The organism is Rubrivivax soli, from assembly GCF_049810355.1.
In the GTDB taxonomy this organism is placed as follows: domain Bacteria; phylum Pseudomonadota; class Gammaproteobacteria; order Burkholderiales; family Burkholderiaceae_C; genus Rubrivivax.
Map to the genome: position 1 here is coordinate 2,764,311 of NZ_CP187368.1, position 23,386 is coordinate 2,787,696.

Annotated in this window: 24 protein-coding genes and 1 tRNA gene; 13 read left to right on the forward strand and 12 right to left on the reverse strand. The window is 69.9% G+C overall.

Annotated features, from left to right (window positions below):
• Positions 1 to 12: 12 nt before the first annotated feature.
• Entirely contained in the window at positions 13 to 600 is a 588-nt protein-coding gene (locus tag ACPOLB_RS12505; RefSeq protein WP_425261915.1) for a lytic transglycosylase domain-containing protein, read from the reverse strand.
• Positions 601 to 632: 32 nt separating this feature from the next.
• Positions 633 to 2,381, reverse strand: coding sequence for a proline--tRNA ligase (locus tag ACPOLB_RS12510; protein WP_425261694.1), 1,749 nt, complete (start codon positions 2,379 to 2,381; stop codon positions 633 to 635).
• A 127-nt stretch (positions 2,382 to 2,508) separates the two neighbouring features.
• Between ACPOLB_RS12510 and ACPOLB_RS12515 the strand changes: the two genes are divergently transcribed.
• Positions 2,509 to 3,087, forward strand: coding sequence for an RNA pyrophosphohydrolase (locus tag ACPOLB_RS12515; protein ID WP_425261695.1), 579 nt, complete (start codon positions 2,509 to 2,511; stop codon positions 3,085 to 3,087).
• Between the two features lie 7 nt (positions 3,088 to 3,094).
• Here the strand turns inward: ACPOLB_RS12515 and proB are convergent, their stop codons facing one another.
• The 4 genes from proB to rplU form a co-directional block, all read right to left on the reverse strand.
• Positions 3,095 to 4,216 carry a glutamate 5-kinase gene (gene proB / locus ACPOLB_RS12520; protein WP_425261696.1) on the reverse strand — a complete coding sequence of 374 codons (1,122 nt, stop codon included), beginning with the start codon at positions 4,214 to 4,216 and terminating at the stop codon, positions 3,095 to 3,097.
• Positions 4,209 to 5,273 carry an Obg family GTPase CgtA gene (cgtA, locus tag ACPOLB_RS12525; RefSeq protein WP_425261697.1) on the reverse strand — a complete coding sequence of 355 codons (1,065 nt, stop codon included), beginning with the start codon at positions 5,271 to 5,273 and terminating at the stop codon, positions 4,209 to 4,211. Before cgtA ends, proB begins: the two co-directional genes overlap by 8 nt.
• A gap of 66 nt (positions 5,274 to 5,339) precedes the next feature.
• Positions 5,340 to 5,597 (reverse strand): 50S ribosomal protein L27, encoded by a 258-nt coding sequence (gene rpmA, locus ACPOLB_RS12530; protein ID WP_425261698.1) that lies wholly within the window; start codon positions 5,595 to 5,597, stop codon positions 5,340 to 5,342.
• A gap of 13 nt (positions 5,598 to 5,610) precedes the next feature.
• Complete coding sequence (gene rplU, locus ACPOLB_RS12535) at positions 5,611 to 5,922, reverse strand: 50S ribosomal protein L21 (RefSeq protein ID WP_425261699.1); 312 nt, start codon at positions 5,920 to 5,922, stop codon at positions 5,611 to 5,613.
• Between the two features lie 237 nt (positions 5,923 to 6,159).
• Between rplU and ispB the strand changes: the two genes are divergently transcribed.
• The 8 genes from ispB to ACPOLB_RS12575 all read left to right on the forward strand — a co-directional run bounded on the left by ispB (position 6,160) and on the right by ACPOLB_RS12575 (position 12,905).
• A complete protein-coding gene (gene ispB / locus ACPOLB_RS12540) occupies positions 6,160 to 7,089 on the forward strand; it encodes an octaprenyl diphosphate synthase (protein WP_425261700.1) in 930 nt (309 codons plus the stop codon).
• A 51-nt stretch (positions 7,090 to 7,140) separates the two neighbouring features.
• A tRNA-Pro gene (locus ACPOLB_RS12545) sits at positions 7,141 to 7,217 on the forward strand.
• A 155-nt stretch (positions 7,218 to 7,372) separates the two neighbouring features.
• Positions 7,373 to 9,097: a type IV-A pilus assembly ATPase PilB gene (gene pilB, locus ACPOLB_RS12550; RefSeq protein WP_425261701.1), complete on the forward strand. Its 1,725-nt coding sequence runs from the start codon at positions 7,373 to 7,375 to the stop codon at positions 9,095 to 9,097.
• Between the two features lie 50 nt (positions 9,098 to 9,147).
• Complete coding sequence (locus tag ACPOLB_RS12555; protein ID WP_425261702.1) at positions 9,148 to 10,383, forward strand: type II secretion system F family protein; 1,236 nt, start codon at positions 9,148 to 9,150, stop codon at positions 10,381 to 10,383.
• Between the two features lie 2 nt (positions 10,384 to 10,385).
• Positions 10,386 to 11,312, forward strand: coding sequence for a prepilin peptidase (locus tag ACPOLB_RS12560; protein ID WP_425261703.1), 927 nt, complete (start codon positions 10,386 to 10,388; stop codon positions 11,310 to 11,312).
• Entirely contained in the window at positions 11,294 to 11,920 is a 627-nt protein-coding gene (gene coaE / locus ACPOLB_RS12565; RefSeq protein WP_425261704.1) for a dephospho-CoA kinase, read from the forward strand. The genes ACPOLB_RS12560 and coaE overlap by 19 nt, the downstream gene beginning before the upstream one ends.
• Before the next feature lie 22 nt (positions 11,921 to 11,942).
• The gene (gene zapD / locus ACPOLB_RS12570) at positions 11,943 to 12,698 is read left to right on the forward strand and encodes a cell division protein ZapD (protein WP_425261705.1); all 756 of its coding nucleotides are present in this window, start codon (positions 11,943 to 11,945) and stop codon (positions 12,696 to 12,698) included.
• Between the two features lie 3 nt (positions 12,699 to 12,701).
• The gene (locus tag ACPOLB_RS12575; protein WP_425261706.1) at positions 12,702 to 12,905 is read left to right on the forward strand and encodes a DNA gyrase inhibitor YacG; all 204 of its coding nucleotides are present in this window, start codon (positions 12,702 to 12,704) and stop codon (positions 12,903 to 12,905) included.
• A 9-nt stretch (positions 12,906 to 12,914) separates the two neighbouring features.
• On the opposite strand, the gene ACPOLB_RS12580 is transcribed toward ACPOLB_RS12575, so the two are convergent.
• The 4 genes from ACPOLB_RS12580 to ACPOLB_RS12595 all read right to left on the reverse strand — a co-directional run bounded on the left by ACPOLB_RS12580 (position 12,915) and on the right by ACPOLB_RS12595 (position 16,616).
• Positions 12,915 to 14,036 carry a cytochrome-c peroxidase gene (locus tag ACPOLB_RS12580; protein ID WP_425261707.1) on the reverse strand — a complete coding sequence of 374 codons (1,122 nt, stop codon included), beginning with the start codon at positions 14,034 to 14,036 and terminating at the stop codon, positions 12,915 to 12,917.
• Positions 14,033 to 14,410 carry a hypothetical protein gene (locus tag ACPOLB_RS12585; protein WP_425261708.1) on the reverse strand — a complete coding sequence of 126 codons (378 nt, stop codon included), beginning with the start codon at positions 14,408 to 14,410 and terminating at the stop codon, positions 14,033 to 14,035. Before ACPOLB_RS12585 ends, ACPOLB_RS12580 begins: the two co-directional genes overlap by 4 nt.
• Positions 14,411 to 14,427: 17 nt before the next feature.
• A complete protein-coding gene (locus ACPOLB_RS12590) occupies positions 14,428 to 15,282 on the reverse strand; it encodes an amidohydrolase family protein (protein WP_425261709.1) in 855 nt (284 codons plus the stop codon).
• A 77-nt stretch (positions 15,283 to 15,359) separates the two neighbouring features.
• Positions 15,360 to 16,616, reverse strand: a complete 1,257-nt coding sequence (locus ACPOLB_RS12595) for a HAMP domain-containing protein (protein WP_425261710.1) — start codon at positions 16,614 to 16,616, stop codon at positions 15,360 to 15,362.
• A 110-nt stretch (positions 16,617 to 16,726) separates the two neighbouring features.
• Here ACPOLB_RS12595 and ACPOLB_RS12600 point away from each other — a divergent pair, with 110 nt between their 5' ends.
• From ACPOLB_RS12600 to ACPOLB_RS12615, 4 genes are all read left to right on the forward strand, one after another.
• Entirely contained in the window at positions 16,727 to 17,653 is a 927-nt protein-coding gene (locus tag ACPOLB_RS12600) for a DMT family transporter (RefSeq protein ID WP_425261711.1), read from the forward strand.
• A 221-nt stretch (positions 17,654 to 17,874) separates the two neighbouring features.
• Positions 17,875 to 18,165, forward strand: coding sequence for a co-chaperone GroES (gene groES, locus ACPOLB_RS12605; RefSeq protein WP_054018942.1), 291 nt, complete (start codon positions 17,875 to 17,877; stop codon positions 18,163 to 18,165).
• 123 nt (positions 18,166 to 18,288) lie between these two features.
• Positions 18,289 to 19,938, forward strand: coding sequence for a chaperonin GroEL (gene groL / locus ACPOLB_RS12610; RefSeq protein ID WP_425261712.1), 1,650 nt, complete (start codon positions 18,289 to 18,291; stop codon positions 19,936 to 19,938).
• 127 nt (positions 19,939 to 20,065) lie between these two features.
• Positions 20,066 to 21,757, forward strand: a complete 1,692-nt coding sequence (locus ACPOLB_RS12615; protein ID WP_425261713.1) for a DUF1631 family protein — start codon at positions 20,066 to 20,068, stop codon at positions 21,755 to 21,757.
• On the opposite strand, the gene ACPOLB_RS12620 is transcribed toward ACPOLB_RS12615, so the two are convergent.
• Both ACPOLB_RS12620 and yihA read right to left on the reverse strand, forming a co-directional pair.
• Positions 21,754 to 22,629, reverse strand: coding sequence for an alpha/beta fold hydrolase (locus tag ACPOLB_RS12620; protein ID WP_425261714.1), 876 nt, complete (start codon positions 22,627 to 22,629; stop codon positions 21,754 to 21,756). The two genes, ACPOLB_RS12615 and ACPOLB_RS12620, sit on opposite strands and share 4 nt — an antisense overlap.
• The gene (yihA, locus tag ACPOLB_RS12625; protein ID WP_425261916.1) at positions 22,626 to 23,378 is read right to left on the reverse strand and encodes a ribosome biogenesis GTP-binding protein YihA/YsxC; all 753 of its coding nucleotides are present in this window, start codon (positions 23,376 to 23,378) and stop codon (positions 22,626 to 22,628) included. The genes ACPOLB_RS12620 and yihA overlap by 4 nt, the downstream gene beginning before the upstream one ends.
• Positions 23,379 to 23,386: the final 8 nt, after the last annotated feature.

A 23,386-nucleotide genomic window follows, 5' to 3' on the forward strand; every position in this document is an offset into this window, starting at 1 on the left:
CGGCGCGGTGGCTCAGGCCGGGATCTGCCAGGCGCGGCGGGCGCCGAACACCAGGTTGGGATACTCCGCGCGGCCCCGGCTGCCGTTGTAGCGCCCCAGCGCGAGGAACAGGTCACCGCGCTCGATGTCGAGGTAGTGGCGCAGGATCACGCAGCCGAAGCGCAGGTTGGTCTGCATGTGGAACAGCCGCGACGGGTCGCCATCGCCGATCAGCCGCGCCCAGAAGGGCATCACCTGCATGTAGCCGCGCGCGCCTGCGCTGCTGATGGCGTACTTGCGAAAGCCGCTCTCGACCTGCACCAGGCCCAGCACCAGGGCCGTCTCGAGCCCGGCACGGCGGCTCTCGTACCACACGGTCTCGAGGAACTCGATGCGCGTCAGCGCCTCGGACTTGCGCCGCTTCAGGCGTTCGCTGGCCGCGCCCAGCCAGCGCAGGTAGGCCAGCCGGTCCTCGACCTTGTCGAAGCGCGGCTTGGGCGGGGCGACATCGGCCACCGCCGCGCTGAGCGCGCCACGCACGGCGTTGGCCAGCGGCTCCTCGACCTGCGCGCCGGCCCGCGCACCGCGCCACGCCGCCGCCAGCGGCAGCGCCAGCAGCATGCGGCGGGCCAGCCGGCCGGATTCGTCCGCCGTCACGCCGACAGGCGCCCCTTCACGAAGGCCACCGCCTCGGCCAGCGGCACCGTCGTGGCGGCGGCATCGCGGCGGCCCTGCACTTCCACCGTGCCGGCCTTCAGCCCCCGATCGGACAGCACCACACGGTGCGGCACGCCGATCAGTTCCCAGTCGGCGAACATCGCGCCAGGGCGCTCGCCACGGTCGTCGAGCACGACATCGACGCCCAGCGCCGCCAGGTCGTCGTGCAGTTGCTGCGCGGCGGCCTGCACCTCGGCGTTGCGGTCGTAGCCGATGGGGCAGATGACCACGCTGAACGGGGCGATGGCATCGGGCCAGATCATGCCGCGCTCGTCGTGGTTCTGCTCCACGGCGGCGCCCAGGATGCGCGTGACGCCGATGCCGTAGCAGCCCATCTCGAAGGGCTGCGGCTTGCCGTTCTCGTCGAGGAAGTGCGCCTTCATCGGCACGCTGTACTTCTTCGTGCCGAGGTAGAACACATGCCCGACCTCGATGCCGCGCTGGATCGCCAGCACGCCCTGGCCATCGGGGCTGGGGTCGCCGGCGACGACGTTGCGGATGTCGGCGACCAGGGCCGGCTCCGGCAGGTCGCGGCCCCAGTTGACGCCGGTGTAGTGGAAGTCGGCGTCGTTGGCGCCGCAGACGAAGTCGCTCATCGCGGCCACCGTGCGGTCGGCCACCACCTGCACGGGCTTCTTCGTGCCGATCGGGCCGAGGTAGCCGGGCTTGCAGCCGAAGTGGTCCTCGATCTCGCCGACCGTGGCGAAACGGAAGCCGTCCTTGAGGCCCGGGACCTTGCCGGCCTTGATCTCGTTGAGGCTGTGGTCGCCGCGCACGAGCAGCAGCCAGACCGTGGTCTTCACGATGTCGCCGGCCTCGTTCTTGTCGTCGGTGGCCAGCACCAGCGACTTCACGGTGCTGGTCAGCGCAAGGCCCAGCAGCGCGGCCACGTCTTCGCAGGTGGCCTTGCCAGGTGTCGGTGTCTTCACGCAGGCCTGCGCGGGCGCAGCGCGGGTGGCGATCAGCGGCAGCGCCTCGGCCAGCTCGATGTTGGCGGCGTAGTCGCTGGTGGGGCAGTAGACGATGGCGTCCTCGCCGGTGTCGGCGATGACCTGGAACTCGTGCGACGCGTCGCCGCCGATGGCACCGGTGTCGGCGGCCACGGCGCGGTACTGCAGGCCGAAGCGGTCGAAGATGCGCTTGTAGGCCTGGAACATGGTCTCGTAGCTCTTCAGCGCGGATTCCTTGTCGCGGTCGAACGAGTACGCGTCCTTCATCGTGAACTCGCGCCCGCGCATCACGCCGAAGCGCGGCCGGCGCTCGTCGCGGAACTTGGTCTGGATGTGGAAGAAGTTGCGCGGCAGCTGCTTGTAGCTGCGCAGCTCCTGGCGCGCGATGTCGGTGATGACCTCTTCGCTGGTGGGCTGGATCACGAAGTCGCGGTCGTGCCGGTCCTTCACGCGCATCAGCTCGGGGCCGTAGGCCTGGAAGCGGCCGGTCTCCTGCCACAGCTCGGCGGGCTGCACCACGGGCATCAGCAGCTCGACGGCACCGGCACGCGTCATCTCCTCGCGGATGATGGCCTCGACCTTGCGGATCACGCGCAGGCCCATCGGCATGTAGTTGTAGATGCCCGCGCCCAGCCGCTTGATGAAACCGGCGCGCATCATCAGCCGGTGGCTGACGATCTCGGCATCGGCGGGGGCTTCCTTGAGGGTGGAAACGAAGGTCTGCGAGGCTTTCATGGCGGGCTCTTGTCGACGTGGCAACAGGCCCTGCGGCAGCGAAAGCCCGCATGCGGGAAAGCGAGAGTTCGCGTGCCGCACCGGCCGGGTGCAATAATGAAATCAGTCACAAATTCGGGGTCCGATTATGCTCGACAGGGAAGGCTTCAGGCCCAACGTCGGCATCGTGCTGCTGAACGCGCGGAACCAGGTTTTCTGGGGCAAGCGACTGCGCACGCACTCATGGCAGTTTCCGCAAGGCGGCATCAAGCACGGTGAATCGCCGGAGCAGGCGATGTTCCGCGAGTTGCACGAAGAAGTGGGCTTGCTGCCCGAGCACGTGCAGATCATCGGTCGCACACGCGACTGGCTGCGCTACGAGGTGCCCGAGCACTTCATCCGCAAGGACGCGCGCGGCCACTACAAGGGCCAGAAGCAGATCTGGTTCCTGCTGCGCCTGCTGGGCCGCGACAGCGACATGAATCTGCGTGCCACCGACCACCCGGAGTTCGACGCCTGGCGCTGGAACGAGTACTGGGTGCCGCTGGACGTGGTGATCGAGTTCAAGCGCGGCGTCTACGAGATGGCGCTGACCGAACTGTCGCGCTACCTGCCGCGCGTGAACCACCACAACCGCTTCCTGCGCTCGGGCATGCGCTCGCAGCGCAACGACGAGCGCGGCGCTGGCGGCGAGCCAGCACTGCCGTCCCCGTCGCCGGCCGACTGAGGCGCCGTCAGACCAGGACCAGGTTGGTCCGGTGGATCATCTCGGGCTCGTTCGAGTAGCCCAGCAGCGCTTCGATCTGCGACGAGGCCTTGCGGGCGATCAGCCGCGCCTCGCCCGAGGCGTAGTTGGCCAGGCCGCGTGCGATGTCGGCCCCGGCCATGCTGCGCACCGCGATGACGTCGCCGCGCGCGAACTCGCCCTGCACGTCGACCACGCCGATCGGCAGCAGGCTCTTGCCTTCGTCGCGCAGCTTGGCCACCGCGCCGTCGTCTACCACCACCGCGCCGCGCAGCTGCAGGTGGTCGACCATCCACTGCTTGCGCGCCGCCAGCTTCGGCGTGCCGGCCACCAGCGCCGTGCCGATGGCTTCGCCGCGTGCCAGGCGCAGCAGCACGTCGGGCTCGCGGCCCCACGCGATGACGGTGCTCGCGCCGCTGCCGGCAGCCCGCTTGGCGGCCAGGATCTTCGTCAGCATGCCGCCGCGCCCGATGCTCGAGCCGGCACCGCCAGCCATCAGCTCGAGCGCCGGGTCGCCGGCCGTCGCGACGTCGATGAAGCGTGCATCGGGCTGCTTGCGCGGGTCGGCGGCGTACAGGCCGCGCTGGTCGGTGAGGATCACCAGCGCGTCGGCCTCGATCAGGTTGGCCACCAGCGCGCCCAGCGTGTCGTTGTCGCCGAACTTGATCTCGTCGTTGACGACGGTGTCGTTCTCGTTGATGACCGGGATGACCTGCATGGCCAGCAGCGTCAGCAGCGTCGAGCGGGCATTCAGGTAGCGCTCGCGATCGGCCAGGTCGGCGTGCGTCAGCAGCACCTGCGCGCTGCGCATGCCCTGCTCCGAGAGCTTGCTCTCGTACATCTGCACCAGGCCCATCTGGCCGACTGCGGCGGCGGCCTGCAGCTCGTTCAGTTCCTTGGGCCGCGTGGTCCAGCCCAGGCGCTTCATGCCCTCGGCGATGGCGCCGCTGGAGACCATCACGATCTCGCGGCCGTCGCGCGCCAGTGCAGCCAGTTGCCGCGACCAGTTGGCGATGGCGTCGGCATCGACGCCCCTGCCTTCGTTGGTGACGAGGCTGGAGCCGACCTTGACGACGATGCGGCGCGCGCCTTGCAGGACCGGGCTAGACATCGCCGATCGGGGTGTCGAACCGCAGGTCGGGCAGCGGCTTGTCGCGCTGCTCCGCGGCCACGTGGTGCCAGATGGCCTCGACCATCGGCTGCAGGCCTTCGCGGGCCAGCGCCGAGATCGCGAAGACCGGGCCCTTCCAGCGGTAGCGCTTCACGAAGTCCTTCACGCGCGCGTCGCGTTCGTCCTCGGGCACCATGTCCAGCTTGTTCAGCACCAGCCAGCGCGGCTTGGCGTGCAGCTTCGGGTCGTACTTCTTCAGTTCGGCGACGATGGCGCGCGCCTGCTTGACCGGGTCCACCGCGTCGTCGAACGGCGCCATGTCGACCACGTGCAGCAGCAGCCGCGTGCGCTGCAGGTGGCGCAGGAACTGGTGGCCCAGGCCGGCGCCTTCGCTGGCGCCTTCGATCAGGCCCGGCACGTCGGCGACGACGAAGCTGCGCTCCGGTCCCACGCGCACCACGCCCAGGTTCGGGTGCAGCGTCGTGAACGGGTAGTCGGCGATCTTCGGCCGCGCATTGGAGATCGCGGCGATCAGCGTGCTCTTGCCCGCGTTGGGCATGCCCAGCAGGCCGACGTCGGCCAGCACGCGCAGTTCGAGCTTGAGCTTCTTCGCCTCGCCGGGCCAGCCCGGCGTCTTCTGGCGCGGGCTGCGGTTGGTGCTGGTCTTGAAGTGCAGGTTGCCGAAGCCGCCGTCGCCGCCCTTGGCGAGCAGCACCTTGACCTCGTGCTCCAGCAGTTCCACCAGCACCTCGCCCGTTTCGGCGTCGCTGACGATGGTGCCCACCGGCATGCGCAGCACGATGTCGTCGGCGGCGGCGCCGAACTGGTCGGAACCGCGGCCCGGCTCGCCGTTCTTCGCCTCGTGGCGGCGCGCGTAGCGGTAGTCGATCAGCGTGTTGATGTTGCGGTCGGCCATCGCGTAGACGCTGCCGCCGCGCCCGCCGTCGCCGCCGTTGGGGCCGCCGAACGGGATGAACTTCTCGCGCCGGAAGCTCACGCAGCCGGCGCCGCCGTTGCCGGCCGCGATGTCGATGGTGGCTTCGTCGACGAACTTCATGGTGGGGCGCTTCTCAAAAGACAAAGCCCCGGCGGGCCGGGGCTTGGCGTTGCAGGTGCCGTCGGCTCAGGCCGGCGTCACGAACACCGTCTGGCGGTTCAACGCGCCCTTGACCTTGAACGACACGTTGCCGTCGACCAGCGCGAACAAGGTGTGGTCCTTGCCGACGCCGACATTGGTGCCGGGGTGGAACTTGGTGCCGCGCTGGCGCACGATGATCGAGCCAGCCGACACGGTCTGGCCGCCGAACACCTTCACGCCCAGCATCTTCGGCTGCGAATCGCGGCCGTTGCGGGTGGAGCCGCCGCCCTTTTTCTGTGCCATGGTTCAGAACTCCTTAACCGTTCACCGAACTGATCGACAGCTCGGTGTAGTTCTGGCGGTGGCCGCCGTGCTTCTGATAGTGCTTGCGGCGACGCATCTTGAAGATGCGCACCTTGTCGTGCCGGCCGTGCGCCACGATGGTGGCTTTCACGGTGGCGCCCGCGACCCAGGGAGTCCCGACCTTCAGGTCCGCGCCCTCACCGACGGCGAGGACCTGTTCGATCACGATTTCCTGGCCCACGTCCGCAGCAATCTGTTCTACCTTGATCTTCTCGCCGGCTGCAACCTTGTATTGCTTGCCACCGGTTTTTATGACCGCGTACATGTGTGACCTTTCAAAGAACCGCACCCGCCCCGCACGCTTCACACGCACGGCTGCCTTTGGCGCAGAGCCTTCCAGTATAGCACGCCTCGGACTCGCTGGCGGACGGGCGCCGGGCGCACCACCGCGAGCTCAGCGCGCCGATGCGGGTTTCCTATAATCGCGAGCAATCAACCGGCGCTGTCAGTGCTCGAAACCCAAGCCCCTTTGCTTCCCGTCGTCGACCCGATGGAGGCCGCCATGCGCCAGGTGGATGCCGTCATCCGCGAGCGGCTGTCGTCACGCGTGGCTCTGATCGACCAGATCTCGCGTTACATCGTCGGTGCCGGCGGCAAGCGCATCCGGCCGCGCCTGGTGCTGCTGTTCGCACGCGCGCTCGGCTACGACGGGCCGGATCAGTACGAGCTGGCGGCCACCGTGGAGCTGATCCACACCTCGACGCTGCTGCACGACGACGTCGTCGACGAGTCCGACCTGCGTCGAGGCCGCGCCACCGCCAACGCGATGTTCGGCAACGCGGCCAGCGTGCTGGTGGGCGACTTCCTGTACTCGCGCTCGTTCCAGATGATGGTGTCTGTGAAGAACATGCGTGTGCTGGAAGTGCTGGCCGATGCCACCAACGTCATCGCCGAAGGCGAGGTGCTGCAGCTGATGAACATGCACGACCCCGACCTCGCGGTCGATGAGTACCTGCGCGTCATCCGCTACAAGACCGCCAAGCTGTTCGAGGCCAGCGCGCGGCTGGGCGCGGTGCTCGGCGGCGCAGGGGCGGCCGTCGAGGAAGCCTGCGCCGACTACGGTCGCTCGCTGGGCACGGCGTTCCAGCTCGTCGACGATCTGCTCGACTACGAAGGCAACAGCGACGAACTCGGCAAGAACGTGGGCGACGACCTGCGCGAGGGCAAGCCCACGCTGCCGCTGCTCATCGCGATGGAACGCGGCACCGCGGCCGAGCGTGAACTCATCCGCCACGCCATCGAGCACGGCGAACAGCAGAAGCTGCCGGACATCCTGGCGATCGTGCGCCGCACAGGGGCACTGGACGCCACGCGCGAGGCGGCGCAGGAGCAGGCGGACAAGGCCCGCGAGTCGTTGTTCGTGCTGCCGGAATCGGAGGCGCGCGGAGCTCTGCTAGAATTGTGTTTTCGGGCAGTTCACCGGTCTTCATGACGGGTCCGGCCTGAAGGCGATGCCAGCGCGTTTGCGCGGCGTCCGCCACATCGGGGTGTAGCTTAGCCTGGTAGAGCGCTACGTTCGGGACGTAGAGGCCGGAGGTTCGAATCCTCTCACCCCGACCAGGTTGTCCTTCGGCGTACCGGCCCTGCTGCCGGCGCCACGACGAAACCGTTGGTAAGCGGCGATCAACCCGCGAATTACGGCGCTGTTGCGCCGTTTACATGCCCTACCGGATCGGCGATGATGATTCGGATATGCGCAGTGTGAACTGATCCCGATGGCCGCCGACACGCTTGTCGAGACCCAGCAATCCGCCCTCTCGGGCGTGGCGCGTGTGCTGGTGCATGCCGGCAAGCTCAGCGCCAAGACCGCCGAAGACCTGTCCAAGCAGGCGCGCGAGCGCAAGACCAGCTTCATCGCCGCCGTCGTCTCCGCCGGCGCCGTCAAGTCCGACGAACTCGCGCACACGCTGTCCACGGCCCTGGCCCTGCCCCTGCTCGACCTGAACGCGGTCGACCTGCAGAAGCTGCCGCGCAACATCGTCGACAGCAAGACGGCGGCGCAGTACCAGGTGGTCGTGCTGGGCAAGCGCGGCAACCGCCTGTTCATCGCCGCCGCCGACCCCACCGACCAGGAGGCCGCCGAACGCATCAAGTTCGCGACGCAGCTGACGCCGGAATGGGTGATCGTCGAGTACGACAAGCTGATGCGCCAGGTCGAGGCGCAGAACACCAGCGCCAGCGAGGCGCTGGAGACCCTCACCAGCGGCGACTTCGAGTTCGACGTCACCGAGGACGACGGCGCCGCTGCCGACACCCAGGACGTCGCCACCGAGGTGGAAGACGCGCCTGTCGTGCGCTTCCTGCAGAAGATGCTGATCGACGCCATCAACGCGCGTGCGTCGGACCTGCACTTCGAGCCCTACGAATACCACTACCGCGTGCGCTTCCGGATCGACGGCGAACTGCGCGAGATCACGCAGCCGCCGATCGCCATCAAGGAAAAGCTGGCCTCGCGCATCAAGGTCATCAGCCGCATGGACATCGCCGAGAAGCGGGTCCCGCAAGACGGCCGCATGAAGCTGAAGTTCGGCAACAAGGCGATCGACTTCCGCGTCAGCACGCTGCCCACGCTGTTCGGCGAGAAGGTCGTGATCCGGATCCTCGACTCGTCCAGCGCCAAGCTCGGCATCGAGGCGCTGGGCTACGAGAAGATCGAGAAGGACCGGCTGATGGCGGCCATCGGCCGGCCCTACGGCATGATCCTCGTCACCGGGCCCACGGGCTCGGGCAAGACGGTGTCGCTGTACACCTGCCTGAACATCCTGAACCAGCCCGGCGTGAACATCGCCACGGTGGAAGACCCGGCGGAAATCAACCTGCCGGGCATCAACCAGGTCAACGTCAACGACCGCGCGGGCCTCACGTTCGCGGCAGCGCTGAAGTCCTTCCTGCGCCAGGACCCGGACATCATCATGGTCGGCGAAATCCGCGACCTCGACACCGCCGACATCGCCATCAAGGCGGCGCAGACAGGCCACCTGGTGATGAGCACGCTGCACACGAACGACGCGCCGACCACGCTGACGCGCCTGCTGAACATGGGCGTGGCGCCGTTCAACATCGCTGCCAGCGTGCTGCTGATCACCGCGCAGCGCCTGGCGCGCAAGCTCTGCGAGACCTGCAAGAAGCCGGCTGAATATCCGCGCGAAGCCCTGCTGAAGGCAGGCTTCCAGGACACCGACCTCGACGGCAGCTGGCGCCCGTACCGCGCGGTGGGCTGCTCGGCCTGCAACAACGGCTACAAGGGCCGTGTCGGCGTCTACCAGGTGATGCCGATCACCGAAGCCATCCAGCGCATCATCCTCGCCGAAGGCACCTCGCTCGACATCGCGATGCAGGCGCAGAAGGAAGGCGTGCGCGACCTGCGCCAGTCCGGCCTCGTCAAGGTGCGCCTGGGCGTGACGACACTCGAAGAGATCATCACGGTCACGAACGAGTAGCCTGCGCACCGCCGCGCCCGAAACCGATCAACTTCCACACCCACAGCCCCATGGCCACAGCAGCAGCAGCTTCCGCCCGCGCGAAGTCCGCCTCGAAGGATCAGATCTACGAGTGGGAAGGCAAGGACAAGAACGGCAAGATCGTGCGCGGCGAGATGCGGGCCGGCGGCGAGTCCGTGGTCAGCGCCAGCCTGCGCCGGCAGGGCATCCTCGTCAACAAGGTCAAGAAGCGCCGCACCACCGGCGGCCGCGCGATCAAGCAGAAGGACATCGCCATCTTCACGCGCCAGCTGGCGACGATGATGAAGGCGGGCGTGCCGCTGCTGCAGTCGTTCGACATCGTGGCGCGCGGCGCGGCGAACCCGCGCCTGACCAAGCTGCTGACCGACATCCGCGGCGACGTCGAGACCGGCACCAGCCTGTCGGCGGCCTTCCGCAAGCACCCGCTGTACTTCGACTCGCTGTACTGCAACCTCGTGGAAGCCGGCGAAGCCGGCGGCATCCTGGAAGCGCTGCTCGACCGCCTGGCCATCTACCAGGAAAAGACGATGGCGCTGAAGCAGAAGATCAAGTCGGCGCTGATGTACCCGATCGCCGTCATCGTGACCGCCTTCGTCGTGCTGACGGTCATCATGATCTTCGTGATCCCGGCGTTCAAGGAAGTCTTCAGCTCCTTCGGCGCCGACCTGCCTGCGCCGACGCTGTTCGTGATCGCGCTCTCCGAGTTCTTCGTCACCTGGTGGTGGGCGATCTTCGGGCTGCTGATCGGCGGCGGCTACTTCTTCTTCGAGAGCTGGAAACGCTCCGAGAAGATGCAGATGACGATGGACCGGCTGCTGCTGAAGGTGCCGGTCTTCGGCGACCTCATCAACAAGTCCGTCATCGCGCGCTGGACGCGCACGCTGTCGACCATGTTCGCGGCCGGCGTGCCGCTGGTCGAGGCGCTGGACTCGGTCGGTGGCGCCTCGGGCAATGCCGTGTACGCACAGGCCACCGAGCAGATCCAGAAGGACGTGTCCACCGGCTCGGCGCTCACCACGTCGATGACGGCCAGCGGCGTGTTCCCGACCATGGTGCTGCAGATGTCCGCCATCGGCGAGGAATCGGGCTCGCTCGACCACATGCTGGCCAAGTGCGCCGAGTTCTACGAAGAGGAAGTCGACGACATGGTCAAGGGCCTGTCCAGCCTGATGGAGCCCTTCATCATCGTGATCCTGGGCGTGTTGATCGGCGGCATCGTGGTCTCGATGTACCTGCCGATCTTCAAGCTGGGTGCGGTCGTCTGACGGTGCCGCCGCTCGACCTGCTGCTGCATCCGGCGGCCCTGGCCCTGCTGGGGCTGGTGATCGGCAGTTTCCTGAACGTCGTCGTGCACCGCATGCCCCTGCTGCTCGAGCGGCAGTGGTGGGCCGACGTCGCCGGGCAGCTGGCCGACCGCGACGGGTACCGGCGCATCTTCGGCGCCGACGCGCCGGCCGGCCTGGCGCAGGCCGGCGGCACGCTCGAGAAGTCGCTCGGCGCGCTGCAGCCGCTGGGCATCGCGCGGCCGGGCTCGCGCTGCCCGTCGTGCGGCCACCGCATCCGCTGGTACGAGAACATCCCGGTGCTCAGCTGGCTGGCACTGAAGGGCCGGTGTTCGGCCTGCAAGACGCCGATCGGCGCCCGCTACCCGCTGGTGGAAGTCGCCACGGCGCTGCTGTTCGCCGCCGTCGGCTGGAAGCTCGGTGCGCAGCCCGCCACGCTGCTGTGGTGCGGCGTGGTTGCCGTGCTGCTGGCGCTGGCGCTGATCGACTGGGACACCACGGTCCTGCCCGACGCGATGACGCTGCCGCTGCTGTGGGCCGGCCTCGTGGCCGCGGCCGCGGGCTGGCTGCCGGGCCTGGACGCCGTCGGCGCCATCACAGGCGCCGCCGTGGGCTACCTGTCGCTGTGGTCGGTGTACTGGCTGTTCAAGCTCACCACCGGCAAGGAAGGCATGGGCTACGGCGACTTCAAGCTGCTCGGCGCGCTCGGCGCCTGGCTCGGCTGGCAGGCCGTGCTGCCGATCGTGCTGTTCGCGTCGGTGCTGGGCGCCGTGGTCGGCATCGGCATGAAGCTCGGCGGCTCGCTGCGCGAAGGCCGCTTCGTGCCGTTCGGCCCGTTCCTGGCCGGCGGCGGCGTCGGCGTGCTGCTGGTCGGGCTGCCCCAGGTGCTGGCATGGATGGGCTGGGCCTGAGCCCGCCGATCCGGCGCATCGGCCTCACCGGGGGCATCGGCAGCGGCAAGAGCACCGTGGCCCGCATGCTGGTGGGCTGCGGCGCCTGCCTCGTCGACACCGACGCCATCGCACGCGCGCTCACGCTGCCCGGCGGTGCGGCGATGCCGGCGCTGGCCGCTGCGTTCGGCGCCGGCATCGTGGCGCCCGACGGTGCACTCGACCGTGACCGCATGCGCGCGCTGGCCTTCACCGACCCCGGCGCCAAGGCCCGGCTCGAAGCCGTGCTGCACCCGCTGATCGGCGCCGAGGCCCACGCGCGGGCCGCGGCCGCCGGCAGCGCCACCGTGGTCTTTGACGTGCCGCTGCTCGCCGAATCACGCCAGTGGCGCCAGCGCGTGCAGCGCGTGCTGGTGGTCGACTGCGACGAGGCCACGCAGGTCCAGCGCGTGATGGCGCGCTCGGGCTGGACGGAGGACGCCGTGCGCCGCGTCATCGCGCAGCAGGCGCCACGCGCCGCACGGCGCCGCATTGCCGATGCGGTGCTCTACAACGACGGCCTGCCGATCGAACAACTTGCGCACGAGGTGCGGGGCCTGTGGGCACTGTGGAACAATCCCGCGCACTGAACCTCCGGTCGAGCGCAGCGTTGTGGTCCTGTACGAATATCCGTTCAACGAGGGCATCCGCACGATGCTGCGGCTCGAACACCTGTTCGACCGCCTCGGCCAGCTGGTCGCGCGCGACGCCGCGGTCGACCACCACTTCGCGCTCGCGACGATCTTCGAGATCATGGACGTCGCCTCGCGCGCCGACCTCAAGAGCGATCTGCTGAAGGAACTGGAGCGCCACAAGGCCCAGCTCAACAGCTACCGCGGCAACCCGCACATCAGCGAAGCCGCGCTCGACGAGGTGGTGGCGCGCATCGACCACGCCTTCAACGGCCTCAACCAGCTGCAGGGCAAGGCCGGCCACGGCCTGGCCAGCAACGACTGGCTGATGAGCATCCGCAGCCGCATCAGCATCCCCGGCGGCACCTGCGAGTTCGACCTGCCCGCGTACTACGCCTGGCAGCAGCTGCAGCCCGAGCGCCGCCGTGCCGACCTGGCCGGCTGGATCGGCACCCTGACGCCGCTGGCCGAGGCCCTGCAGGTGCTGCTGGGCCTGCTGCGCGACAGCGGCAGCCCGCAGCGCGTGGTGGCCAGCGGCGGCCAGTACCAGCAGAGCCTGCCCGCCGGCAAGGTCTACCAGCTGCTGCGGGTGCGGCTGGACAGCGCGGAAGGCCCGGTGCCCGAGATCACCGGCCACCGGCTGATGGTCTCGGTGCGCATGATGAAGCCCGACGCCGAAGGCCGGCTGCGTGCCGCGGCCGTCGACACCGCCTTCGAACTCACGCTCTGCGCCTGATCCATGGCCGACCGGCTCGTGCCCTGCCCGGCGTGCAAGACGCCCACGGTCTACAACAGCGCCAACCGCTGGCGGCCGTTCTGCAGCGAACGCTGCCGCAACCTGGACCTGGGCGCCTGGGCCACCGAGAGCTACCGCGTCGCGGCCCAGCCGCCGGCCGACGGCGACGACGACGGCTCGGCGCCGGGCAACCCCGGCCGCCACTGACCGCGCCCTTCAACGCGCCGACAGGCTGCGCAGGAAGGCCGCCAGATCGGCTGCGGCGCGGTCGTCCAGCCGCAGCGGCCGCAGGATGCGCTCGCCGTCGGCATGCAGGCGCTCCTCGTTCAGCGCCGAGTAGTGCTGCACCACGGCCTCGATCGACGCCAGGCTGCCGTTGTGCATGTACGGCGCCGTGTGCTGCAGCTGGCGCAGGCCGGGCACGCGGAACTCGCCGAAGTGGCGCGGCTCGCGCAGCACGTGGCGCGTCCCGACCGCACGCGCATCGTCCGGGCCGGCATCGGACCACGGCCCGAGCCGGTTGCTGCGGCTGGACCGCACCGCCGCGATGCCCGCCCAGCGCCCGGCGTCGACGCCCTCGCGCGTGAAGAAGGGCACGCCGATGTCGGCGAACTCGCCGTTGCTGAACAGCGGACCGGCATGGCAGACCGCGCAGCGGCCTTCGCCGATGAACAGCCGCAGGCCGCGCTGCGCCGCCAGCGGGTAACGTGCCGCCGCGGCCGTGTCGCCTCGGGCCAGCGCATCGCGGAAGTCGTCGAACGGCGTGCGCGGAGACACCAGCGTGGCCTGGTAGGCGGCCAGTGCCTTGGCCAGGTGCACCGCGAGCGTCTCGTCGGCGCGCGGTGCACCGAACAGCGCGGTGTAGCGGCGGAGCAGCGCCGGCGTGGCCTGCAGACGCGCCAGCAGCGTGGCCGGCGTGGCGCCGATCTCGTGTGGCGCCAGCAGCGGCGCCAGGCTGGCGGCCCACAGGCTGTCGTGTTCGCCGCCCCAGCCGAACCAGCGGTGCTGGCCGGCGTCGAGCAGCCCCGGCGTGTTGCGGTCGCCCCGGGCCGTGGGCTGGCCGTCGCTGAAGGCACGCGCCGGCTGGTGGCAGGTGGCACAGGCCATTGCGCCGCTGCGCGACAGGCCGGTGTCGAAGAACAGCGCCCGCCCCAGCGCCACGGCCTCGGGCCGGGCCTGCACGCGGTTGGAGGCATCGGCCTGCGGCGGCAACGGCCACGGGCCGTGCTGCAGGATGCGCTGGCGCTCGTCGGCGCTGAAGTCCAGCACCTGCGCGACGCACGCCACGGGCACTGCCAGCAGCAGCGCCGCCCACCACGCACGACGGCGCCGGCTCACGGCAGCGTGATCGCCGTGCGCAGCGTCTCGGTGCGGCCGCCGTGGGCCACGTCGAGCCGCAGTTCCCAGCGACCGGCCATGTGGAACATCAGCCCGTCGGCACGCCAGCGGCCATCACCCAGCGGGTGCAGGCTGGGCCGGTAGTTCATGCCGTGGCGGTGCTCGGGCATCGTCGCATCCACCCGCGCCAGCGCGGCCCCGGCCGGGCACAGCTGCACCTCGACGGTGAAGTGGCGGCCGACCGCGATCGCGGCGCCGCCGGCCACGCGCCAGGCGGCCTGCACAGCGCCGGCCTGCAGCACGGCCCCGGCCAACGGGCAGGCCACTGCCGGCAACACCAGCCCGGCCAGCACCGCCCCGACCATCGTTGGCATCGCCGCGTGCCTGCGCCTCAAGGCCCGCCCTTCAGCCGCGCGCGCATGCTGCCGAACAGCTGCTCGCCGTTCTTCCACGCGATGCGCTCGCCCACCTCGCGTGGCAGGTCGGCCAGCCACTGGCGCGACCAGTTCGCGTGCTCGACGACGTAGTACCAGCGCTCGGGCGTGAAGGTGTCGGTGCCGACGAGAAAGCGGTCCGGGAACTCCAGGAACGCGGCGCGCCAGGCCGGGTCGACCTGCCCGCCGCTGGCGTGTTCGCTGCGGAAAGCGAGGTCGCACCACAGGTTCTTGTGCTTGCGCAGCATCTCGCGCACGCGCTCGGGGCTGTCGAAGCCGGCGTGCGCCCACAGGATGCGGGCGTTCGGATCCTGCTGGAACTGGCGCTCGATGGCGTCTGCATCCGAATGCGAGTGCAGGTACAGCCCGTGCTCGCGCGCCAGCTCGACGACGCGCCGCACCACCGGCAGGTCGGCGTCGGCGCCGTACACGTGGTATTCGCCGATGGCCACATAGCGGTACTTCTGCAGCCGCGCCTGCAGGTGCGGCACGACGCTGGCGTCGTGCATCCAGCTGCCGAGCTCGCCGCGCGTGCGGTAGGGCCGCAGCACCGGCAGCACCAGGTCGGGCGCCTCGGCATAGAGCTTCTGCGTGCCGTCGTCGCTGCTGCTGGAGACCATCGCCGCGCGCAGCCCGGCCTGGCGCAGGATGGCAACGGCGCGCGCGGGCGGCAGGCGCTCCCAGGCGTCGTGGCTGTAGTGCAGGTGGGCGTCGAAGATGGGCAGCGGCTCTGCGGCGTGCGCAGCGGGCAACGACAGGCCCGCCAGCAACACCAGCACGCCCACCGGCGACCACGTCGCGACTCGCTGCATCTCGCTCTCCTTCAGACAACCACCGCGCCGGATGGTAGTGGCGCCCGCCGGCGCGGACGTGCCCGTGGCCGAAATCCCTACGCGGCCCGCCCCTGCGACAGCCGCTGCAGCACCTGCTGGCCCGATTCGGCGACCTTCTGCATCGACGCTTCCAGCACCGCCATCTCGCGCAGCGACTGCGCGAAGGCCTGGTAGTCGGCGCGCTGCGCCTCGGCCACCGCCACCGGCGGCGCCAGCGCCTGCAGGGCCTCGCTGACGGCGCCGAAGCTGGCGCGCAGCTCGGACAACTGCTCGTGCAGCAGGCGCAGCGCGGGCGCCTGCTGCGCGCCGGCGCCCGGGCCGTCCGCCGCTGCAGCCACTCCCGGCAGCACGGCCAGCGTCTGCGCCACCGTGCGGTCCAGCGCGGCATAGGCGCCGCCTTCGCGCGCCGCCACCAGCTGCGTCTGCAGGCTGCGCTGCGCGCCGTCGCCCAGCAGGCGCAGCGAGGCTTCGCGCATGGTCTCCACCTGGCGTTCCAGGCCGCGGTTCAGCGTACCCAGGCGCGCACCCACCTGCACCACTTCGCCGAGCACGCGGTCCAGGTCCTGCACCACGCCGCCGATGCGGTCGAGGAAGTGGTTGAGGTCCTGGGCCAGCTCGCCGAACTCGTCGGCGGTCTTCACCGCAGCGCGCGGCGACAGGTCCATCACGCCGCGCGCCAGCCCCGAGACGGTGGAGCGCAGCGCCAGCAGGGGCTCCATGCGCACCTTCAGCAGCAGGAACAGCAGCACCGTGTGGACGAGGATCTTCAGGCTCAGCGCCCCCGCGGTCAGCCGCACCTCCTGCCACCAGACGGCTTCCTTGCGCGCGAGATAGCTGCGCACGCTGACCGTGCCCAGCACGTCGCCGACACGGGCCTTGACGTGGCAGTTCAGGCAGAACTGCTCGGCCTTCAGCGCTGCGGTGGCCTCCCGGTGGATGCCCTCGGGCCAGCGCGGCTGCAGCCCGCGGACGTCCATCTTGAAGCTGACCTGCATCGACTCCACCGTCACCGGCGACGGCAGCACGGCGATCGACAGTCCCAGGTCCTCGTGGTTGCGGTCCAGGATCGGGTAGACGGTCTGCGCCGCGAGCGGACCGCCGGAGTTCAGCATGATCGACCTCACGTCCTCGGCCAGCCGCTGGGCCGCCTGCGCCACGCGCGCCGGCTCCTGGCGGCTGAAGTCCAGCCGCAGCAGCGCGTAGCGGATGCCCAGTTCCACTGCGGCCACCAGCAGCAGCAGGAGGAAGAAGTCGCGGATCATGTGGAACACGAAGGACTGCTCGAAGCGTCCGCCCACCGCCTGTGCGCCCATGCCCCACCTCCGACTGCCTGCCACGACCGCACGGGCACGGCGTGCCCACGATCGCCGCATCATGGCGCGGCCACGGCGGCCTGTGGCGCGGCGGGGCATCATGCGCGGCAATGACGTCGACCTCGCCCTGGGACCGGCTGCGCGCACGCTCGGCGCACTGGAGCCCCACCACCCGCGGCCTGCTCTGGGCCACCGCCTCCGGCGTCTTCTTCTGCCTGCTGAACGCCGTGATGCGGGCACTCACGCAGGAGCTTCAGCCCTTCCAGGCGCAGTTCCTGCGCTACTTCTTCGGCCTGCTGGTGCTGCTGCCGGTGCTGCTGCGCCGCGGCCTGGGCAACTACCTGCCGCAGCGGCTGGGCGGCCACTTCGCGCGCGGCGCGCTGCACACGGTGGGGCTGTGCCTGTGGTTCGTGGCGCTGCCGCGCATCCCGCTGGCCGACATGACGGCGATCGGCTTCACCACGCCGCTGTTCATCATGCTCGGCGCCTATCTGGTCTTCCGCGAGCCGATGCGCTGGGAACGCTGGGCCGGAACGCTGGTCGGTTTCGCCGGCGTGATGATCGTCGTGGGCCCGCAGCTGTCGGGCGGCAGCGGCGGCTACCACCTGGTGATGCTGGCCTCGGCGCCGCTGTTCGCAGCCTCGTTCCTGCTGACGAAGTCGCTGACGCGCACCGAGTCGGCCGGCGTCATCCTGGTCTGGCAGTCGGTCACCGTCTCGCTGCTGAGCCTGCCGCTGGCGATCTGGCAGTGGCAGTGGCTCACGGCCTGGCAGTGGGCGGGCTTCGCGCTGTGCGGGCTGCTCGGCAGCGCCGGGCACTACTGCGTGACGCGCTCGTTCGCGTCGGCCGACATCTCGGCCACGCAGTCGGCCAAGTTCCTCGACCTCGTGTGGTCGGCGCTGATGGGCTGGCTGCTGTTCACCGAGATTCCCAGCCAGTCCACGGTGCTGGGCGGGGTGGTGATCTGCGCCGCCACGCTGTGGGTGGCCCGGCGCGAGTCGCGCGGCCGGGCGGCACCTGCCGCGCGCAGCGGCTGACCCCGCGCCGGCGCGGGACGACGGGCGGGCGCTTGCAAGCGCGGGATCGGCCCCTATAATCCGTTTGTTAGCACTCGTCTGTCGCGAGTGCTAGTAGTCGGAAGACGCTGGACCCAGGGCAGGCCAACGGCGGTGCCGAACCTCCCGATCCACACCAATGAATGAGTGCTCACTTGCGTGGTGCTCTTCGCTTTGCCTACTGAGACTCCCAAGGAGATGATATGAAGCTTCGTCCGTTGCACGACCGCGTGATCGTCAAGCGCCTGGAACAGGAAACCAAGACCGCCTCCGGCATCGTCATCCCCGACAACGCCGCCGAGAAGCCCGACCAGGGCGAAGTCCTGGCCGTGGGCCCGGGCAAGCGCAACGACAAGGGTGACTTCGTCGCCCTGAACATCAAGGTCGGTGACCGTGTGCTGTTCGGCAAGTACAGCGGCCAGACCGTCAAGGTCGATGGCGACGAACTGCTGGTGATGCGCGAGGAAGACCTCTTCGCCGTCGTCGAGAAGTAAATCGACGCAGGCGATTCACTTTCTTCGCAGGCTGACTTGGCGAAGCCAAGTCAAGGGCCATCGGCCCGGCCGTAGACAGAAGTCGCCCGAACAACCCAACCCAGAATTCAGAGAGATACAGACATGGCAGCAAAAGACGTCATCTTCGGCTCGGACGCCCGTCACCGCATGGTCGAGGGTGTGAACATCCTGGCCAACGCCGTGAAGGTCACCCTGGGCCCCAAGGGCCGCAACGTGGTGCTCGAGCGCTCGTTCGGCGCCCCCACCGTCACCAAGGACGGTGTCTCGGTGGCCAAGGAAATCGAGCTGAAGGACAAGCTCCAGAACATGGGCGCACAGATGGTCAAGGAAGTCGCTTCCAAGACCAGCGACCTGGCCGGTGACGGCACCACCACGGCCACCGTGCTGGCGCAGTCGATCGTGCGCGAAGGCATGAAGTACGTGGCCGCCGGCATGAACCCGATGGACCTGAAGCGCGGCATCGACAAGGCCGTGACGGCCCTGGTCGAAGAGCTGAAGAAGGCCAGCAAGCCCACGACCACCAGCAAGGAAATCGGCCAGGTCGGCTCGATCTCCGCCAACAGCGACAGCTCCATCGGCGAGATCATCGCCAAGGCAATGGACAAGGTCGGCAAGGAAGGCGTCATCACCGTCGAAGACGGCAAGTCGCTCGACAACGAGCTCGACATCGTCGAGGGCATGCAGTTCGACCGCGGCTACCTGTCGCCGTACTTCATCAACAACCCCGACAAGCAAGTCGCCGTGCTGGACAACCCGTTTGTCCTGCTCTACGACAAGAAGATCAGCAACATCCGCGACCTGCTGCCCACGCTGGAGCAGGTGGCCAAGAGCGGCCGTCCGCTGCTGATCATCGCCGAGGAAGTCGAAGGCGAGGCGCTGGCGACCCTGGTGGTCAACACCATCCGCGGCATCCTGAAGGTCGTCGCCGTGAAGGCCCCGGGCTTCGGTGACCGCCGCAAGGCCATGCTGGAAGACATCGCCATCCTGACGGGCGGCAAGGTCATCGCCGAGGAAGTCGGCCTGACGCTCGAGAAGGCCACGCTGGCCGACCTGGGCCAGGCCAAGCGCGTCGAAGTGGGCAAGGAGAACACCACCGTCATCGACGGCGCCGGTGCCGCTGCCGACATCGAGGCCCGCGTCAAGCAGATCCGCGTGCAGATCGAGGAAGCCACCAGCGACTACGACCGCGAGAAGCTGCAAGAGCGCGTGGCCAAGCTGGCCGGCGGTGTCGCCGTCATCAAGGTCGGTGCTGCCACCGAAGTCGAGATGAAGGAAAAGAAGGCCCGCGTCGAAGACGCCCTGCACGCCACGCGCGCTGCGGTGGAAGAAGGCATCGTCGCCGGTGGCGGCGTGGCCCTGCTGCGCGCCCGTCAGGCCGCCGGCACCATCAAGGGTGACAACCACGACCAGGAAGCCGGCATCAAGATCGTGCTGCGCGCGATCGAGCAGCCGCTGCGCGAGATCGTCGCCAACGCCGGCGACGAGCCGAGCGTGGTGATCAACTCGGTGCTGGCCGGCAAGGGCAACCACGGCTACAACGCCGCGAACGGCACCTACGGCGACATGATCGAGATGGGCATCCTGGACCCGACCAAGGTGACGCGCACTGCCCTGCAGAACGCGGCTTCCGTGGCCGGCCTGATGCTGACGACCGAGTGCATGGTCGCCGAGGCCCCGAAGGAAGAAGCGGCCGGCGGCGGCATGCCCGGCGGCATGGGTGGCATGGGCGGCATGGGCGGCATGGACATGTGATGTCCCTCCCGGGCGGCGCTGCCGCCCGGGGCCCCTGCTCCGCCTGTCGGAAGCCCGAAGAGCCTGCGTTCGCGCAGGCTTTTCTGCTTTTTGCGACCGTTTCGCGCGGCCTATGATCGGTGCGCCCATGGCCCACGCCTCTGCCCCGCCCGCGCTGCAGCGCTTCATCGACGACGAGTTGATGCGCGCGCCGCTGCTCGTCGACCAGGTGGTCGAAGCAGCCCTGGAGCACATCCAGAAGGGGCTGGCCGGCATGATGCCGCGCGACCGCGCCGTGGCGGCCGACCTGCTGCACAAGGTGATGTCGCACCGGCAGCACATCGTCGACTACTACCTGCGCTCGCTGCGGGCGCAGATCGCCGACGGCGCGCAGCGCAGTGCACCGGCCGCAGCCGCGCCGCGGGCCTTGTCGCTGTCGCTGGTGGATGAAGAAGAAGTGTCGGTGGACGTCGAGATCTCGCACGCCATCGAGGCCATCCGCAGCGTCGCCGAATACGAGCTGCGCGAGCTGCAGACCTTCGTCTCGGCGCTGGTCGGCGACATGGACGTCACCCGCGACCACAATCCGTTCCGGCCCGAAACCCACGCCCGCGCGCTGTGGGCGGCGGCGCAGGCGCTGCCGCTGTCGCGCGGCTACCAGCTCACCTTCATGCGCCACGCCAGCACGGCGCTGGCCCAGGTGCTGCGCAAGGCGTTCGCCGGCGCGTCGTCGCGGCTGGAGTCGCAGGGCATCGAACCGGCGGCCCACCGCACGATGATCCTGCCGGCAGGCTCGCGCGGCGCGCACCGGCCCCGTTCGGTGGAAACCACCTTCACGCCCGACCTGGGCCGCATCCGCGACGCGCTGCCGGCGCTGGCGCCGTCGACCGCGCCGCGCATGCCGCTCGACGAGGTGCTGCGCCAGATGGACCAGGCCTTGCATCGCCTGGCGCCCGACACCGCGCCGGCCGACCTGGAGCCGCTGCGCGAGCGCCAGCACCAGCAGCTGGTGGAGAACGCGCCGAGCGCGGTCGACCAGCAGCAGATCGAGGTGCTGAGCCGCATCTTCGACGCCATCCTCACCGATCCCGAGCTGGCGGACGACGTGCGGCTGCTGCTGTCGCGGCTGCAGGCGCCGTTCATCCGCGTCGCGCTGCGCGAGCCCAAGACGATGGACCGCGAGACGCACCCGGCCTGGCGCTTCGTCGACCGCATCGCGCACCTGGCCGAGGTGCTGCCGCCGGCCGGCGACCCGCTGCGCACGCGCTCGCTGCGCTTCGTGCAGGGCCTGATCGACCACCTGGTGGCCGAACCCGAGCAGAACGCCAGCCTGTACCAGTGGGCGGGTGACCGCCTCGCCGGCCACGAGCAGAGCGCCTTCGAGCTGCGCTGCCGCACGGCGCAGCGCGAGATCGTGGCGCTGCAGCAGCTGGAAGACCGGCTGGCCGCGTCGCAGACCACGCCGTCGACGCTGCATGGCGCCATCGACCTGGGCCAGATGGACACCGTGCCGGCGGCGCTGATCGATGCCGCCGAGTCGGCGCCCCGGCCCGCGGCCAACGCCTCGCTGGGCTGGCTGCAGCAGCGCCGCCCGTCGGAGTGGGTGCGCATGTTCATGGAAGGCCGCTGGGTGCATGCGCAGCTCCTGTGGCCCGGCGAGCGTGGCGAGGTCTGGCTCTTCGGCGACAGCGCCAGCGAGGCCACCTGGGCCGTGCGCCGGCGCGCGCTGCTCACGCTGCACGGCGAACACCTGCTGCACCTGGTGGAGCCGCGTTCGCTGATGCGCGAGGCCGCCAAGCGCGTGATGCGCCGCATGGCGCGCGGCGGCGCCGCCGCCTAGACCCGCGCCGCCTGCAGCGCCGCCTGCACGGCGGCCACCACACGCTGCGGCTGCTCGTGCACCATCCAGTGCGTGGCCTCGGGCACGTGCCGCAGGTCGAGCTGCGGCACCCAGCGTTCCAGGCCCTGCAGCAGCACCGGCAGCAGCGCCTTGTCCTGCGCGCCCCACAGCAGCGTGGTGGGCACGCGCACCGTGACGGACGCGTCGGGCAGTTCCAGCGTGTGCAGCAGATCGCCGGGCCCGGTCGCCGGCCGCAGCGGCGAGGCACGGTAGTAGTTCACCGGGCCGGTGAGACCGCGCGACCAGGCGGCGCGGTACTGGTCGCGCACCGCCGGCGTCAGCCAGGCAGCATCGCCGAAGAACGGCCACAGGCGGCGGAAGTCGTCCTCGGCCAGCAGCACCTCGGCATCGGGCCGGCACAGGAAGGTCATGTAGGCACTGGCCGCCTGCTGCGCGGCGTCGTGCCGCAGCGCGTGCAGGAAGGTCGCCGGGTGCGGCGAGTTGATCATCACCAGGCGCTTGAGCAGGTCGGGCCGCTGCGCCGCGAGGTTCCAGGCCACCGCGCCGCCCCAGTCGTGGGCCACCAGCACGTCCACCGGCGCACCCAGCGCCTCGATCGCCGCCGCCACGTCGGCCACCAGGTGGCGCGGGCGGTAGGCCGCCACGTCGGCCGGCGCCGACGAGCCCGCATAGCCGCGCAGGTTCGGGGCCACGCAGCGTGCCTGCGGCGCCAGCGCCAGCATCACGTCGTCCCACACGAAGGCGGCTTCGGGGAAGCCGTGCAGCAGCAGCACCCGCGGGCCCTGCGTGCCGGCGGCCCGGCAGGCGAGGTGGACGCCGTGCGGCAGGTGCAGGTCGAAGTGGCGGATCATGCGGCGGGGTCGGCCGCGGGCGCGGCGTCTGCGGGCGGTGGCGCCGCGTCGTCGGCATGCTCGCGTGCGGGCGCCGCGGCATGGACCCAGCCGTGCAGCACCTCGGCCGCGTCGCCGACGCCCCGGCGCGACAGCGCCGAGAACAGCGACACGCCGAGGTCGGAGTTCTCGGTCGCCACCGCCCCCAGCACCTCCTGCGCCGCGGCGAGCGCCGCTTCGGCGTCGCGTCGGTTGAGCTTGTCGGCCTTGGTCAGCAGCGCCAGCAGCCGCACCTCGCCGTTGGCCAGGCGCGGCGCCACGAGGTCGAGCAGGCGGCGGTCGAGATCGGTGAAGCCCAGCCGCGAATCGACCATCATCACCACGCCGTGCAACGGCCGGCGCAGCTCGAGGTATTGCGCCATCACCTCCTGCCAGCGCAGCTTCGCGGCGCGCTCGACCTTGGCATAACCGTAACCCGGCAGGTCGGCGAACAGCGCGTTCGGCGCGTCCTTCGGGCCCACCTCGAACAGGTTGATGTGCTGCGTGCGGCCTGGCGTGCGCGAGGCAAAGGCGAGTCGCTTCTGCTGCGCCATCGTGTTGATGGCGGTGGACTTGCCGGCATTGCTGCGGCCGACGAAGGCGATCTCGGGCAATTCGCTCGCCGGCAACTGGTGCAGCTGGCTCGCGGTGGTGAGGAAACGCGCGGTGTGGGTCCACGCCAGCGCTGTCTTTTGTGCAGCTTCCGGCACAGTGGAACGAGGGGTCGTCATGGGGCATT